The sequence below is a fragment of the Nitrincola alkalisediminis genome, assembly GCF_009821115.1.
GTDB classification, from domain to species: Bacteria; Pseudomonadota; Gammaproteobacteria; order Pseudomonadales; family Balneatricaceae; genus Nitrincola; species Nitrincola alkalisediminis.
Window position 1 is genome coordinate 373,543 of the sequence record NZ_VYTY01000001.1, and the last position, 15,309, is coordinate 388,851.

Consider the following 15,309-nt stretch of genomic DNA (forward strand, 5'->3'; position numbering starts at 1 on the left):
TGTTTGAGAACCCGCGAACCTGGATATAGAGGTTCGCGGGTGTGTCTTGATCCTTTGTGTTGCGTGTAATGGCTGTTCGCTCTACCAAAGCAGGGTCTATAACCACTCAGGAACCACTAAAGAATACCACCGGAGATAGGCAGATTGACTCCGGTGATATAGCTTGAAGTATCACTCAATAAAAACGCAACCGCCCCCACGATTTCATTAATATGACCGTATCGACGCATGGGAATGGATTGAATCATTTGCTCTGCGACGTTATCAGGGCAAGCATCAAAATATTGACTGCCCGCAGCGGCTTGTAATTCCACTTGACGTGTCCACATAAACCCCGGCCCCATATAAGCAGGTGAGATCGCATTCACGCGTATTTGGTAGGGTGCTAAGTCTTTCGAGGCCGTCTGTGTCATGCCGATTAATGCGGCTTTTGAAGTTGCGTAGGCGATCATATTGGGTGGCCCCCCTACAGCGGCCATGCTCGCTGTATTTACGATTGCGCCACCTCCGTGAGTGATCATATGTCGTGCAATCGCACTCATGACGGTAAATGCCCCCGTTACATTGATATGCATGACTCTATTAAAGTCGTCTAGCGGGTAGGTGTGTGTTGGCGAAAAATGCCCTTGATAACCTGCATTATTAAAAAGTCCATGGATAGGGCCCAGTGTATGGCTCAAGTGATCTATGGCATTTTTGACTTGCTCTGGATTCGTTACATCTGCAATAAAATAAGCGTTTGTGATCCCTTGTTGTGTTAGCGTCTTTGCAGCGGCTTGGGTTTTTTCTGGGTCTAGATCAAGTAAGCCTATACGTGCCCCTAAGTGTCCTAAATACTGCGCGGTGGCAAAACCTATATCTCCCGCAGCTCCGGTAATCACAATTGTTTTTCCATGAAAATCAATGGCCGTTGGGTGAGCATGAGTGGCATTAGCGTCCATAGTATCCTTCGCTGAGTCTGTTTTTATTGTGGTGGGCTTAATTCGCTGTGCGAATTAATGATCGATTTTTCGAATCTCTTTTCAAACCTCTTCACACATCTTGGCTAAAAATAGGTGTTTAAACCACGCGCGAAAGTGAGTGGTTTCGATACTTTTTTGCTTTTCTTAAGAGTGCGACATCTGTCAATGAGGTTTGGGTGGGGTGGGGATTCCTCTTAATAGGCTTAATCTATGTGATAGCTTTTTTCATGAGGTACTAGGGCTTTTTATATTATTTTTTAGGTGGGTTTAATTGGTTTTTAATCATATGTGTTTGATAATTAATTATTTTTTTGGTTGTTTTGAAAAGGGTTTTTCGGGTTGAGTAAAATGAGCTTGTGCAAAAAAGTACATATAATTGGTGAAATAAAGATTTGTTTATCTTTCGAGCAGAGAGTGTAATACCTAAGCTCTCTCTTCGGTGTAGCCAAAGCCATCACAGAAGACACACAAAAAATATAACAAACCCACTGACGACTTGCGTCAGATAATGGAGAGACTTCTCATGAAACGTAGTTTTGTTCCAACATTACTTGCAGCTTCAATTGCCTTCACAACCCTACAAGCACAAGCGATGACGACGGTGACTATTGGTACGGTTAACAATGGCGATATGATCCGTATGCAAGAACTCACGCCTGTTTTCGAAGCAGCGCACCCTGATATTAAATTGCAGTGGGTTGTACTTGAAGAAAACATATTGCGTCAACGGCTTACTACCGATATTGCCACAGGCAGTGGTCAGTTTGATGTGATGACGATTGGCAGTTATGAAGTCCCTATTTGGGGAAAGCAAAACTGGCTGGTTTCGCTTGAAAACCTTCCTGATGATTATGATGTGGATGATTTGTTTCCCTCCGTTAGGGAGGGTTTATCGCATGAGGGCGCTCTTTATGCCTTGCCCTTCTATGCTGAAAGTTCAATGACCTATTACCGTCAAGACCTGTTTGAAGAGGCGGGGCTGAACATGCCAGATCGCCCAACTTGGCATCAAATCCGAGACTACGCTGTTGCGCTGCACAAACCTCAGCAAGAGCAGTATGGTATTTGCCTGCGTGGCAAAGCTGGCTGGGGCGAAAACATGGCTTTAATATCCACAGTTGCAAATGCGTTTGGTGCCCGTTGGTTTGATGAAAAATGGCAGGCTGAATTTGAAGGTGAGGAATGGACAAATGCGTTAAGTTTTTATGTTGATTTACTGGGCAACTATGGCCCGCCAGGTGCATCTTCAAATGGCTTTAATGAAAACCTTGCTCTGTTTAACTCGGGCAAGTGTGCCATGTGGGTCGATGCGACTGTCGCGGGTTCGTTTGTGACCGATCCTTCACAAAGCAGCGTGCATGAGCACATAGGTTTTGCATTAGCGCCAATGCAAGTCACTGAGCAGGGCGCAGGCTGGTTATGGGCCTGGAGTTTAGCGATTCCGGTAAGTTCTAACGTAAAAGAAGCAGCACAAACCTTTATTACTTGGGCAACGTCTAAAGCCTACAGTGATTTGGTGGCCGAGCGCTATGGGATTGCCAATATCCCGCCTGGCACACGTCAATCAACCTATGAAAACCCCGCCTATTTGGAGGCGGCAAGCTTTGCCACAACCACGCTTGAATCTATGAATAAGGCTGACCCTGTAAATTCAACCCTAAAACCGTCGCCTTATACAGGTGTTCAGTTTGTGGCTATTCCTGAGTTTCAGGCGATAGGGACTCAAGTCGGACGCATGTTTGCAGGTGCGTTAGCGGGGCAAAGCAGCGTTGCAGCCGCATTAAGCAGTGCCCAAGCGGCCACACAGCGGTCGATGGCGCGCGCTGGCTATCACAAGTAGTTGTTTAAGTGCCAGAGGGGTCGCCTCTGGCACTTTTATAATAAGAAATCTAAAGAGCACTCCGTATGAATACGTCAAGTTTGCCAGTCGAACATTCGGCCCAGGCTGAAGAGTCTTCGCAGTCAGTCCAAAGTCAACGTCGTCGTAAAAGCAAGATAAGTCTAGCGATGGTGTCACCCTCTGTAGTGGTGTTGCTTGCATGGATGATTATCCCTCTGTCGATGACAATCTATTTTTCATTTATTCGTTATAACCTCCTGTACCCAGGTGATGAAGGGTTTGTTGGCTTAGAAAACTATTATTACTTTATGACGGATGCGGGTTTTACCGCGGGTTTAACCAACACTTTGTGGCTAGTGGGTTCTGTGTTGTTGATCAGTGTGGTGTTGGGCGTGCTCATTGCTATTTTGGTCGATAACATGTTTTGGGGGAGAGGGATTGTTCGAGTTTTATTAATTTCCCCCTTTTTTATTATGCCGACTGTTTCGGCCTTGGTTTGGAAAAATCTTTTATTAAATCCTGTCTCGGGTGTGTTTGCTGCCATTTGGAATTTCTTCGGTGCAACGCCGATTGACTGGTTCACCCATTATCCCTTAGGCGCCATTATTATGATTGTCTCGTGGCAATGGGTTCCATTTGCTGTGCTGATGTTGATGACCGCCATGCAGTCATTGGATCAAGAACAAAAAGATGCCGCACGTTTAGACGGGGCCGGTCCTATCGCGATTTTCTGGCACATTACCTTGCCTCACCTGATGCGCCCGATTGCTGTGGTCGTCATGATTGAGACTATTTTTCTGCTGGCGATCTTTGCCGAAATATTTACCACCACGGGTGGAGGTCCGGGTTACGAAACCACCAATCTGGCGTTTTTGATCTACACCCAAGCCTTACTTGAGTTTGATGTAGGTGTGGCATCCGCAGGTGGACTGATTGCAGTTGTCATTGCCAACATTGCCGCCTTTATGCTGATTCGAATCGTTGGCAAAAGCCTGACTGAAAAACATTAATAGCGGGAAAAAAACAATGCTTACATTAAAACAAACCCGTCAGTTACGCACTTTCTTATTGGGCAGTCTTGCGTGGATTGTCGCGCTCCTTGTCTTCTTTCCAATTTTTTGGATGCTGCTGACCAGTTTTAAAACCGAGTTGGATGCCTTTTCATCGCCGCCACAACTCTTTTTTACACCAACCTTCGAAAACTATATTCAGGTTGATAGTCGCAGTAACTATTTTCACTACGCAATGAACTCGGTAGTGGTGTCCTTTGGGGCGACCTTTTTAGGCATGCTCTTGGCTATTCCTGCCGCGTATTCCATGGCTTTTTTTGAAACCAAGCGTACCAAAGGAACCTTGCTTTGGATGTTGTCGACCAAGATGCTGCCTCCGGTCGGGGTACTGGTTCCAATTTACCTGATCTTTAAGGATGTGGGTCTTTTGGATACACGCACGGGCCTGATTTTGATTTACACCTTGATCAATCTGCCGATCATGGTCTGGATGCTGTACACCTACTTCAAGGAAATACCCAAGGATATTCTAGAGGCTGCCCGTCTTGATGGTGCGACACCCATGCAAGAAATACTGCGGGTGTTATTGCCTATCTCTAAAGGTGGGATTGCTTCAACTTTATTGCTGTCGTTGATTCTGTGTTGGAATGAAGCCTTCTGGTCATTGAATTTAACCGCATCGTCTGCAGCCCCCTTAACCGCATTAGTTGCATCTTACTCCAGTCCAGAAGGTTTGTTCTGGGCGAAACTATCTGCAGTATCGACCTTGGCCTGCGCGCCGATTCTCATTTTTGGCTGGTTTAGTCAAAAGCAACTGGTTCGTGGTTTATCGTTTGGCGCGGTCAAATAATTGAGGTGACGTATGTCTGATCTGACAATAAAAAATCTAAAAAAAGTGTTTGAAGGTCTCGAAATCATTAAAGGGATCGATCTCGACATTCGTGATCACGAGTTTGTCGTATTTGTGGGGCCGTCGGGCTGTGGTAAGTCGACCTTATTGCGTTTAATCGCGGGTCTTGAGGAGGTGACCAGCGGTCACATTTACTTAGACGATAAAGAGATTACTGACATAGCACCCGCTAAGCGTGATTTGGCGATGGTGTTTCAGACCTATGCGTTGTATCCGCATATGACGGTCCGTAAAAATATGTCATTTGCACTGGACTTAGCTGGCATCGATAAAAAAGAGGTGGAGGCTAAGGTCAATGAGGCCGCCAGAATACTGGAGTTAGAGCCCTTGCTTGAACGTAAACCGAAAGCCTTGTCAGGGGGACAGCGTCAACGGGTCGCGATAGGGCGTGCGATTGTTCGCCACCCTAAGATTTTTTTGTTCGATGAACCCTTATCCAATCTTGATGCGGCGCTTAGAGTCCAAATGCGTCTGGAATTGGCACGTCTGCATCAAGAGCTGAATGCGACCATGATTTATGTAACACATGATCAAGTTGAAGCCATGACGCTGGCGGATAAAGTGGTTGTCTTAAATGCAGGGCGAGTGGAGCAGGTGGGCAGTCCGTTAACGCTCTATCATCACCCCGTGAATCGCTTTGTTGCTGGGTTTATTGGCACACCTAAAATGGGATTTTTAAAGGCGAAGGTGGAATCCGTTAATGCAGGTGGTGTTCTAGTTTCATTGTCTTGCGGCCATCAAGTTGAGATTGCGGTAAAGGGGGAGCATTTACAAAGAGGCAGTCGTGTAACGCTGGGTGTTCGACCCGAGCACTTGCGTATCACGGCGGCCAGTGATTCTACTTTTAAAGCGAAGCTGACCGTATCAGAGCATCTCGGTGCCGACACCTTTTGTTACGTCGAGACAGCCGATCAGGAGGTTTTAACAGTCCGAGCTGCGGGCCATTTTCAGATGAAGTTTGGTTCAGACATAGGATTGGAGTTGGATGTTCAGCAATGTCATCTATTCGATGATCAAGATCGCACGCTGGCTCGCATCACAACACCTCTTTAACTCGATGATACATTAGGGATTTAATATGAAGTTATCACAACAACATCTTGCTGATTTACCTGCCAGCATGATCAGTCCTACGTATGACCGTTTGGTTTGTCGCGCGGGTATTTTGCACATCGGAGTCGGTGGTTTTCATCGTGCCCATCAAGCCATTTACACCGAAGCTCTCTTGAATCAAGGGTTGGCCCTGCATTGGGGGATTTGCGGTGCTGGCGTTAGGGAGTCCGACCGCGCAATGAAAGAGGCTCTTGAGTCTCAGGATTACCTGTATACATTAATAGAGCTTGGCGCAACCAATGAGGTTAAGATGCAAGTTGTGGGCGTTATTACAGAATTTATACTCGCGCAAGATTCAGTAGACGCATTTATTCAACGCCTTAGCGATCCTGATATTCGTATTGTGTCGTTGACGGTGACAGAAGGTGGCTATTTTACAGACGACACCACTGGTAAGTTTAAAGATCAGGATCCCGATATTTTGGCAGACTTGGCCCAGCCTGACGCCCCCAAAACCCTAGTGGGTTTACTCTGCCAAGGATTAAAGCGTCGGATGCAAGCAGGTATTCCACCTTTTACGGTGATGTCTTGCGACAATCTGCCTCATAACGGAGATGTGGCTCGAAAGGCTGTTTTAGGCTATGCCTCTTTGCTGGATACCCAGTTAATGAATTGGATTGCAGACAATGTCACCTTCCCCAATGGCATGGTGGATCGCATCACTCCCATGACAAGTCAGGCACATAAACAGCAGTTATTTGACAGCACCGGAGTAGAGGATGTATGGCCAGTTGTCGCCGAGCCTTTTTTACAGTGGGTCGTGGAAGATAAATTTTGCAATGGCCGTCCTGAATGGGAAGTGGTGGGTGTGCAGTTCACACAGGACGTCACCCCGTATGAGACGATGAAAATTGGTTTGCTCAATGGCAGTCATCTCGCCATGACGTTTTTAGGAACTCTATTAGGATACGAGTTTGCGCATCAAACCATGGAGGATGAGGATCTTCGTCGTTTTGTCGAAAATTACATGGATCATGATGTCACCCCTTTATTGGCCGAGGTGCCGGGCATTAATTTAACGGAATACAAGCAGACCTTAATTGAGCGTTTCTCCAACCCTGCAATTTGCGATCAGTTAACACGAATCTGTTCCGATGCCGCCGCGAAGTTCCCTAAGTTTGTGTTTCCGACATTGCGCGGATTGATTGCTGAAAATAAACCTTTGGAGCGCGTAGCTTTGATTGTCGCAGCTTGGACACACTATCTGCATGGAAAAAATGAATTAGGTCAAACCTATCCCATTTTGGACCCGAAATTAGCAATTTTGCAGCGTGCAATTGCTCAGCCAGAGACGTGTGTCACACAAATGCTTGAAATATACGATATATTTGGTGACGATCTGCCCTCATCAAACACGTTTGTTGAGGCCTATCAAACTCAACTGTCACGCTTGCAAACACAAGGCGTGAGAGCAACGCTTAAACAACTGATCGGATAATTACCTATGTCAACGGTTAGATTCTCTCAACCTCAAACCCCCGCCATTATTTTTGATATGGATGGCTTATTAATCGACTCTGAACCCGTGTGGATGAGAACAGAGCGTGAGCTTATTTGGGAGTTGGTCGGGGAGGAGTTATCGAATGAAACCCTTCTGAGTTTTCAAGGACGCAGCAGTCGCGTTTTTTGTGAAGGGATGGTGGCGCGTTTTGCCAACGCCAATCTTAAGGTTGAGTCTCTATTAGAGCAGTTATTGACCCGCATGGAGAGCAATATCCGTTCAGCACCGCTCATGCCCGGTGCGCGTGATTTACTTGAGTATCTAGCAGAGACATCGGTGCCGATGGCCATTGCGTCATCCTCACCGATGGCTTTTATTGAGGCGGTGGTTAAACAGCACCAGCTGCCTATTACCAGCATGACCTCGGGCACAGAGGTACCCGCATCAAAGCCGCACCCGGCTGTTTTTGAGCTGGCCGCGCAACGCTTATCCAGCCCAGTGCATGCGTGTTGGGTATGGGAAGATTCCGTCAATGGTGTGATTGCCGCAAAAGCCGCCAGCATGAGTGCGATTGCGGTTCCTGATCCCCATCATCCTCGTCCAGAGCAGTTTTCAATCGCGGATTATCAGCATGCATCATTGCTGAAAAGTCTTGAATGGATTCGTTCTGAGGATGTGTCCTGTTTATTTGATGTAAAAGGGTAAAGGAGTTCGTTATGTACCTTGGCATAGATTGTGGTACGCAAAGCACCAAGGTTGTCATTCTAGATGCTGAACAGGGAGAGGTGATTGCACAAGGGCACGCACCCCATTCGTTGATCAGTGATGTAAAGGGTAAGCGCGAGCAGAATCCTGAGGACTGGATCTTGGCGCTTGAGCAGGCTTATTGGCAGGCGGTCAATAAGGCCGCTATTAATCCATCGTCGATACGTGCAATAGGTGTGTCCGGTCAGCAGCATGGTTTAGTGGTGTTAGATGCGCAAGGGCAGGTGATTCGCCCCGTAAAATTGTGGTGTGATACTGAGACAGCACCGCAAAATGCAGAACTATTGCAGGCGCTTGGCGGTGATGACGGCTCGATGCAAAGGCTGGGGTTGGTGGTTACAACGGGTTATACCCTCTCCAAGTTAGCCTGGATGCAGCAGTATCACCCCAGTGATTTTAAGCGTATCGCGCACCTGCTGCTACCCCATGATTTTTTGAATTACTGGTTAACGGGCCAATGTATGACGGAGGCAGGCGACGCCTCGGGTACGGGGTATTTTGATGTGCGTCGCCGTGGTTGGTGCCCTGACGTCTTTGAACTGATTCCAGATGCCAGTCATTTACGCAATGCACTTCCGGACCTGATTGATAACCAGCAAATGTTAGGTAAGGTGAGGCCAGAAGTAGCGAAACGTCTAGGTCTGAGTGCCGATGTATGGGTGTCATCTGGTGGCGGTGACAATATGATGGCTGCGATTGGGACAGGAAATGTGCAAGAAGGGCGCATGACCCTTAGTCTAGGCACCTCTGCGACCTTAAGTGCTCATTTGAATACGCATTACGATGGTTTACATCCTTCCATTGCTCACTTTTGCTCATCGACGAATGGTTGGCTACCCTTGATCTGTACGATGAATTTGACAGGAGTGGTTGAGCAAATGCGACAGCTGCTCAACCTGAGTATCACAGAGTTCACGGATATGGCCGCGTCTGCACCGATTGGTGCCTCTGGCTTGACGCTTTTACCCTTTTTGAATGGTGAGCGTGTGCCAAATTTGCCTCAGGCACAAGGGCAGTTGTTGGGTATGACGCCGCTTAACCTCACGTCTGCTCATATGAGCCGTGCGGTCTTTGAAGGAATATCCTACGGTTTGAAATATGGCCTAGACTGTTTGTTAGCGGCAGGGCTTAGGCCACAATCAATTTGTGTGACAGGTGGAGGGGCTAAAAATACATTTTGGCGACAGCTATTGGCCGATTTGTTGAGGGTTGAAATAGTCTGTCCTGCCGCCGCTGAGGGTGCTGCACTAGGGGCGGCCATTCAAGCCTTATGGGCTGATCATCATCGTCAAGGAGATCCAGTGAACTTAACGGAGTTGACGGCTCGTCTGGTCGCTTTAGATGAGTCCACGCGTGTTGTTCCCTGCTCAGAAAAAGGAGAGGCTTACCATGAAGCGTATCAGACCTATCAACATAGGTTACGATTCCAATTCCCTGAGTTGACGCTGTAAGATGGGTAAGCAGCCTGTCGGACTTTTCCGCAGTAGATCAGTGCTAAGTCCAACAGGCTGCTAGGCAAGTCATAATAAAAACAACGATGTCTAAGTGTAACGAGGTATGTATGGGAACCCGCCACGATCCACAGCTGGATACGACGTTTAAGCTGGAGCTAGAGCTCCCTGAAAGCTTTTATCACGGTTCAATTCGCTACTTACAACACGGTGCCGATTCCCCGCTTATTCGTTGGCACTGTCATAAAGAATACGAATTACATTTAATTGTAGCGACGACAGGTAAAGTATTTGTTGGCGATTATATCGGTAATTTTGGCCCTATGCAGTTGGTTTTAACCGGACCACACTTGCCGCATAACTGGATAAGCGCTATTGAACCAGAGGCAGAGGTTCCACCGGTGCGAGATCGGGTGATTCAATTCTCGGATGATTTTATCCAACAGTGTCGACGGATTATGCCCGAATTTTCACAGTTGGATCGGTTGCTAAAACAGGCCAGTGTCGGTGTTCTATTTGAGGAGAGTTTAGCACAGGAAATAGAGCCCTTATTGGTCCGTGCGGAGCACGCATCCGGTTTCAGTCGAGTGGTTATTTTTTTCTCAATTATGGAGAAATTAATCCAGGCTAAAAAAATACGATTGTTGTCTTCAACGTCGTTTGATCCACTGCTGGATGAGCACGCGATTGATCGGGTTAATATCGCGGTAGATTATATTATGCGCCACTACCAAGTTGGGCTGTCCTTAGATGACGTTGCGGCCGAATTAAAAATGAAGCCGAATTACTTCTCTAAGTTTTTTAAGCGCAGCACAGGTATTGGATTTATTGAATTCGTCAATAATCTCAGAATTAATCGTGCCTGCGAGCAGTTGATCGAAACAGAGGATTCTATAACGGATATTTGTTTTAAAGTGGGCTTTAACAATATTGCCAATTTTAATCGGCGTTTCTTTAGCTTAAAAGAAATGACGCCTTCCGATTATCGCCGACAAGCGAGTTTACGCTATTATCAGCCGTCCAAAGAAAAAGCCAAGGCGTAAACCTTGGCTTTTTACTCATTGGTTCTTCTTATACAGAATCGCCATGCTATTGCAGTGGAGGAGTAGGCTTACAAGCGCTCACCTGTTATCGGGTCAAAGAAAACGGTTTTACTCATATTAATCATGAGTGACATCGTTTCTCCTGGTTTGCCTGCCTCATGAGGCTCCACACGACAGTTCACCTCTTGCTCATTCATTTTAACCAGTACCAAGGTATCCGGCCCCGTCGGCTCAATCACGTCAATTTTAGCCTTGACAATGAAGGTCGATGGGTTGGAAGCGTAGTGGGGGATGACATGCGTGATTTGTTCAGGACGAATCCCCAATACGACCTTTTGACCCACGCGCTCTAGCAATCCACGTTCTGAGCTGGGCGTCGGTAAATAGTGGAGTTGATCCATGACCAAGAGCTTAACACAGACTTGACCTTCGTGATTCACCAGCTCCGTATCGATAAAGTTCATGGACGGGGACCCCATAAAGCCTGCAACAAAACGATTGGCTGGGTTATCATAGACCTCTTGCGGTGTACCAAACTGCTGAATATGTCCATCTTTCATGACGGCGATACGATCAGCCAACGTCATGGCTTCAATTTGATCATGCGTGACATACACGATTGTGGTGCCAAGGCGTTGATGTAGTTTTTTAATTTCGGTACGCATTTCAACACGCAGTTTTGCATCGAGGTTTGAAAGAGGCTCATCAAATAAATAGATTTTTGGGTGACGAGCTAAGGCACGTCCCATGGCAACACGCTGGCGTTGTCCGCCTGACAGCTGTCCGGGTTTACGGTCTAACAAATGCTCAATTTGTAAAAGCTTTGCAACCCGCTCAACTTCACGCTCGATCTCTGCCTTCGGCAGCTTACGAATTTCCAGCGCAAAGGAGATGTTTTTACGGACATTCATATTGGGGTAAAGGGCGTAAGATTGAAACACCATGGCTATATCTCGATCCTTGGGTAATACCCCTGTGATATCGTGGTCTTCAATGCAAATTTGTCCACCTGTGACGTCTTCAAGCCCGGCGATACAGTTCATCAGCGTTGACTTACCGCACCCTGATGGTCCAACCAGGATAATGAACTCGCCATCCTGAATGTCCATGTTAATGCCTTTGAGAATATGGGTGTGACCGAAGGACTTCTCAACGTTTGTTATATTTAAACTCGCCATAATCTAAGCTCCTAACCCTTAACACTGCCAGCCGTTAGGCCGCGTACAAAATATTTTCCGGCGATGACATACACCAATAAAGTGGGTAATGCCGCAATGATGGCGCCCGCCATATCGACGTTATAACGCCGTTCCCCCGTTGAACTGTTCACTAGGTTGTTTAAACCGACGGTGACAGGTTGAGAAGACGGGTCAGAAAAGGTCACGCCGAATAAGAAATCGTTCCAGACCTGAGTGAACTGCCAAATGACGCACACGGTTAGAATCGGAGTTGACAGAGGCAATATAATGCGCCAAAAAATACGCCAGAATCCCGCACCGTCCAATTGGGCGGCTTTAATTAATTCACCGGGGAGGGTGACGTAATAGTTGCGGAAAAACAGTGTCGTAAATGCAAGCCCATAGACAACGTGAGTGAAGATCAGACCCGTAATACTGCCGCTGATGCCCATGCGTCCTAGAACATTGGCATGCGGGAGTAAAATCGCTTGGAAGGGCAAGAAGCACCCGAATAGCAAAAGCCCGAAAAAGAGATTGCTGCCTCGAAAACGCCAGAAGCTGAGGACATAACCATTAACAGCACCGATGAGGGTTGAGATGGCAACCGCTGGTAAGGTAATAAGCATAGAGTTTATAAAGTAGGGTTGCAGTCCTCGCTCAGAGCGCGCACCAATTTGAGCTTCACTCCAGGCAATTCGCCACGCATCCAGGTTGAGTTGTGTGGGCCAATCGATGAGCTGGCCCATACGGATTTCATCCATTGAGCGAAACGACGTCACAATCATTAATGCCAAAGGTAACAGGTAGTAAATCGCCATAATCCCAAGTGCGGCATAGAGTAGAGCGCGTCCTGTAATGTCGGCATATCGACGATTTGGATTAGTGTTCATGTTTTTTAGTCCTCAGCTCGGAGTAAAGGTAAGGCACTAAGATGGCAACGACCGTCAGTAGCATGATCATTGCAGATGCGGCACCTAAGCCCATTTGGTTACGAGTAAATGACATTTGATACATAAAAATGGCGGGTAAATCAGAGCTCACGCCTGGGCCACCACCAGTAAGGGCTAGCGCAAGGTCAAAGGATTTAATCGCAATGTGCGCCAGCATGACAAAGGCGCTAAAAAACACAGGGCGTAAACTTGGAATAATAATGCGGGTGTAGATCATAAAGCGGCTGGCGCCATCAATCTGGGCTGCTTTGATAATGCTGTCATCCACCCCGCGTAAGCCAGCTAAGAACAAGGCCATGACAAAGCCTGAGGATTGCCAGACGGCGGCGACAACAATGGTGTAAATTGAGAAGTTCGGGTCGACCAACCAATCAAAGCGGAAGGTTTCCCAACCTAAACTGCGTACAAACTGTTCGATGCCCACCTGAGGGTTGAGCATCCATTTCCACACGGTACCGGTGACAATGAATGACAGGGCCATTGGGTACAGGTAAATGGTGCGTAACGCCCCTTCAGCGCGAATTTTTTGATCCAGTAGAATGGCCAACGACAAGCCAATCGCTAAACAGATCACAATAAATAGAACGGAATAGACGGCTAGATTACGTAAGGACACAAACCAGCGTTCGTTATTAAATAAGCGAACGTAATTGGCCCATCCGACAAAATCATAACTGGGTAACATTCTGGAGTTTGTAAAAGACAGGTAGCCTGTCCAAAGAATAAACCCGTAAAAAAATACGAGAACGATGATCAGTGTAGGCGATAAAACCAACTTGGGCATCCAGTAGGCGAGTGTGTCGCCCATACGTGAATTGCGCCTAGGCGTCATCGCAACTGATGTTAAGTCAGCAGTCTTGGATTCAGACATAATGTATTACCTGTTTAGAGCAGTGTGAAGCAAAGTGACCTCTTTTACCCAAGGGTAAAAGAGGCGAAGTTGACGTTCCTTATTGAGCCGCTCGTATTGCGGACGCCAGTTGGCGTGTTGCTTCTTGAGCGGTCATGGAACTGTTAAAAAAGGTGGTGGTAACATCGTAGATAGCACCCTGTACAGCGGATGTCGTCGACATACCGTGTGCCATCGATGGGACAAGCCCTTCGCCGGAGGCAGATGTTGATTTAAAAGTATCCATTGAGGCTTGTGCGCATGCATCAAAGCCACTCATGTCCTGATCAAGACGAACAGGAATTGAGCCTTTGTTCATGTTGAAGGTTTCTTGGAACTCAGGCGACAATACGAGACGCGCCATGGTGTTTTGCGCCTCGACATTTTCGGCACTGCGTTGCTTGAACATGGCCAGTGAGTCTATGTTAAAGGTGAACATATTCTCTGTGCCTGGGAAGGGTAGGCATAAATAGTCTGTTCCGGGCTGCATATTGGCGGCCGAGAACTCGCCCTTCGCCCAATCCCCCATAAACTGCATAGCGGCGTCACCACGAATGACCATCGAGGTCGCAATGTTCCACTCGCGGCCAGGGAAGCCTGGATCTAAATACTCACGAACTTTTCTGAATTGCTCAAAGGCTTCGATCATTGTGTCGCTTTGCAGAGCGGCAGGATCATGCTCAACAAAGGCTTTAACGAAGAACTCGGGTCCGCCTAAGCTCAGTGCGATGGATTCAAATGTTGTTGCATCTTGCCAAGCTTGCCCGCCATGAGCAATGGGGATGATGCCCGCAGCTTTGAGTTTATCCGCAGCTGCCCATAACTCATCAAGAGAGGTTGGCAGTTCGACACCGGCTTTTTCAAACGCGGCAGGATTTGCCCACATCCAGTTTACACGATGGACGTTCACAGGCACGGCAACAAACTCGCCGTCGAATTGCATGATGTTACTCACCATCTCAGGTAAAACATCCTTCCAACCTTCGGACTCGGCAACCGTGTTGAGACTACTCAAAAAACCCAGATCCGCCCACTCGTGTATCTCAAGCCCTTTGATTTGAGCTGAAGATGGTGGGTTGCCTGATACGGCGCGTGCACGTAAAACGGTCATGGTGTTTTCACCGCCGCCTCCAGCAACCGCAAAGTCCTTCCAGGTATGTCCTTCTTTTTCCACCATTGACTTGAGTACACTGACGGCTGCCGCTTCACCACCGGATGTCCACCAGTGTAGAACTTCAACTTCACCTGCTTGAGCGGTGAATGCAACGCTTGAAGTCAGTGCGACAGTGAGCATGGATTTTCTAAAATTCATGGAAATAACCTCTGCATTATTTTTGTTATCGAGTGCTATGAAGACTTATACAAAATCTAACTAACAAACCCAGCTTCAAATCTAATGCTTCCAACTGACAAATACACGTAAGATAAGGTTACTAAGTGTAACATGAATACGTTATTAACTATCTTTATCTAAATTAGATATGTTCTAAATTAATGATTTATATAAAAAATATTAGTTTTTCAAAATGTGGTTTCATTAATTATGTAACACGTATGTTGCATTTTGTGTTTATTGTAACGATATTGTAATGATTTTTTGGTCTAGTTTTTTGCAACTCTTGATGTCTTCAATCTCGAAGTGAGGAAGGTTGTGTTTTGTCAGCTTTATTGAATAAATAACATAAAAAATTTAAGGGTTTATGGTAGTCAAGAAAGGATGTTCGATGGCTTTTTTTAAGAGTGGTGGATTTTCACCC

General features: G+C 46.8%; 13 protein-coding genes. 8 read left to right on the forward strand and 5 right to left on the reverse strand.

The window, feature by feature from the left end; translation table 11 throughout:
* Positions 1-116 precede the first annotated feature (116 nt).
* Positions 117-941, reverse strand: coding sequence for an SDR family NAD(P)-dependent oxidoreductase (locus tag F5971_RS01735; RefSeq protein ID WP_051513912.1), 825 nt, complete (start codon positions 939-941; stop codon positions 117-119).
* A gap of 544 nt (positions 942-1,485) precedes the next feature.
* On the opposite strand from F5971_RS01735, the gene F5971_RS01740 reads away from it, so the two are divergent.
* From F5971_RS01740 to F5971_RS01775, 8 genes are all read left to right on the forward strand, one after another.
* Positions 1,486-2,802: an ABC transporter substrate-binding protein gene (locus F5971_RS01740; RefSeq protein ID WP_036506801.1), complete on the forward strand. Its 1,317-nt coding sequence runs from the start codon at positions 1,486-1,488 to the stop codon at positions 2,800-2,802.
* 167 nt (positions 2,803-2,969) lie between these two features.
* Positions 2,970-3,812, forward strand: a complete 843-nt coding sequence (locus F5971_RS01745) for a carbohydrate ABC transporter permease (protein WP_237748481.1) — start codon at positions 2,970-2,972, stop codon at positions 3,810-3,812.
* Positions 3,813-3,828: 16 nt separating this feature from the next.
* Positions 3,829-4,662: a carbohydrate ABC transporter permease gene (locus F5971_RS01750; protein ID WP_036506806.1), complete on the forward strand. Its 834-nt coding sequence runs from the start codon at positions 3,829-3,831 to the stop codon at positions 4,660-4,662.
* A 12-nt stretch (positions 4,663-4,674) separates the two neighbouring features.
* Positions 4,675-5,775 carry an ABC transporter ATP-binding protein gene (locus F5971_RS01755; RefSeq protein ID WP_193493677.1) on the forward strand — a complete coding sequence of 367 codons (1,101 nt, stop codon included), beginning with the start codon at positions 4,675-4,677 and terminating at the stop codon, positions 5,773-5,775.
* Positions 5,776-5,800: 25 nt separating this feature from the next.
* Positions 5,801-7,273, forward strand: coding sequence for a mannitol dehydrogenase family protein (locus F5971_RS01760; protein ID WP_193493679.1), 1,473 nt, complete (start codon positions 5,801-5,803; stop codon positions 7,271-7,273).
* 6 nt (positions 7,274-7,279) lie between these two features.
* Entirely contained in the window at positions 7,280-7,981 is a 702-nt protein-coding gene (locus tag F5971_RS01765; RefSeq protein WP_193493681.1) for an HAD family hydrolase, read from the forward strand.
* Positions 7,982-7,992: 11 nt separating this feature from the next.
* Complete coding sequence (gene xylB / locus F5971_RS01770; RefSeq protein ID WP_193493684.1) at positions 7,993-9,492, forward strand: xylulokinase; 1,500 nt, start codon at positions 7,993-7,995, stop codon at positions 9,490-9,492.
* A gap of 110 nt (positions 9,493-9,602) precedes the next feature.
* Positions 9,603-10,535, forward strand: coding sequence for an AraC family transcriptional regulator (locus F5971_RS01775; protein WP_193493686.1), 933 nt, complete (start codon positions 9,603-9,605; stop codon positions 10,533-10,535).
* A gap of 68 nt (positions 10,536-10,603) precedes the next feature.
* Here the strand turns inward: F5971_RS01775 and F5971_RS01780 are convergent, their stop codons facing one another.
* The 4 genes from F5971_RS01780 to F5971_RS01795 all read right to left on the reverse strand — a co-directional run bounded on the left by F5971_RS01780 (position 10,604) and on the right by F5971_RS01795 (position 14,864).
* A complete protein-coding gene (locus F5971_RS01780) occupies positions 10,604-11,713 on the reverse strand; it encodes an ABC transporter ATP-binding protein (RefSeq protein WP_036506819.1) in 1,110 nt (369 codons plus the stop codon).
* Between the two features lie 11 nt (positions 11,714-11,724).
* A complete protein-coding gene (locus tag F5971_RS01785; RefSeq protein WP_193493688.1) occupies positions 11,725-12,603 on the reverse strand; it encodes a carbohydrate ABC transporter permease in 879 nt (292 codons plus the stop codon).
* Complete coding sequence (locus tag F5971_RS01790) at positions 12,593-13,495, reverse strand: carbohydrate ABC transporter permease (RefSeq protein WP_193494044.1); 903 nt, start codon at positions 13,493-13,495, stop codon at positions 12,593-12,595. Before F5971_RS01790 ends, F5971_RS01785 begins: the two co-directional genes overlap by 11 nt.
* Positions 13,496-13,613: 118 nt before the next feature.
* Positions 13,614-14,864 (reverse strand): ABC transporter substrate-binding protein, encoded by a 1,251-nt coding sequence (locus tag F5971_RS01795; protein WP_193493690.1) that lies wholly within the window; start codon positions 14,862-14,864, stop codon positions 13,614-13,616.
* Positions 14,865-15,309 lie beyond the last annotated feature (445 nt).

Bases quoted from the DNA above. Each gene is read 5' to 3' on its own strand.
- F5971_RS01795 (WP_193493690.1), bottom strand. From the start codon at position 14,864: ATGAATTTTAGAAAATCCATGCTCACTGTCGCACTGACTTCAAGCGTT.
- F5971_RS01775 (WP_193493686.1), top strand. From the start codon at position 9,603: ATGGGAACCCGCCACGATCCACAGCTGGATACGACGTTTAAGCTGGAG.
- xylB (WP_193493684.1), top strand. From the start codon at position 7,993: ATGTACCTTGGCATAGATTGTGGTACGCAAAGCACCAAGGTTGTCATT.
- F5971_RS01790 (WP_193494044.1), bottom strand. From the start codon at position 13,495: ATGACGCCTAGGCGCAATTCACGTATGGGCGACACACTCGCCTACTGG.
- F5971_RS01755 (WP_193493677.1), top strand. From the start codon at position 4,675: ATGTCTGATCTGACAATAAAAAATCTAAAAAAAGTGTTTGAAGGTCTC.
- F5971_RS01780 (WP_036506819.1), bottom strand. From the start codon at position 11,713: ATGGCGAGTTTAAATATAACAAACGTTGAGAAGTCCTTCGGTCACACC.
- F5971_RS01765 (WP_193493681.1), top strand. From the start codon at position 7,280: ATGTCAACGGTTAGATTCTCTCAACCTCAAACCCCCGCCATTATTTTT.
- F5971_RS01760 (WP_193493679.1), top strand. From the start codon at position 5,801: ATGAAGTTATCACAACAACATCTTGCTGATTTACCTGCCAGCATGATC.
- F5971_RS01740 (WP_036506801.1), top strand. From the start codon at position 1,486: ATGAAACGTAGTTTTGTTCCAACATTACTTGCAGCTTCAATTGCCTTC.
- F5971_RS01785 (WP_193493688.1), bottom strand. From the start codon at position 12,603: ATGAACACTAATCCAAATCGTCGATATGCCGACATTACAGGACGCGCT.
- F5971_RS01745 (WP_237748481.1), top strand. From the start codon at position 2,970: ATGGTGTCACCCTCTGTAGTGGTGTTGCTTGCATGGATGATTATCCCT.
- F5971_RS01735 (WP_051513912.1), bottom strand. From the start codon at position 941: ATGGACGCTAATGCCACTCATGCTCACCCAACGGCCATTGATTTTCAT.
- F5971_RS01750 (WP_036506806.1), top strand. From the start codon at position 3,829: ATGCTTACATTAAAACAAACCCGTCAGTTACGCACTTTCTTATTGGGC.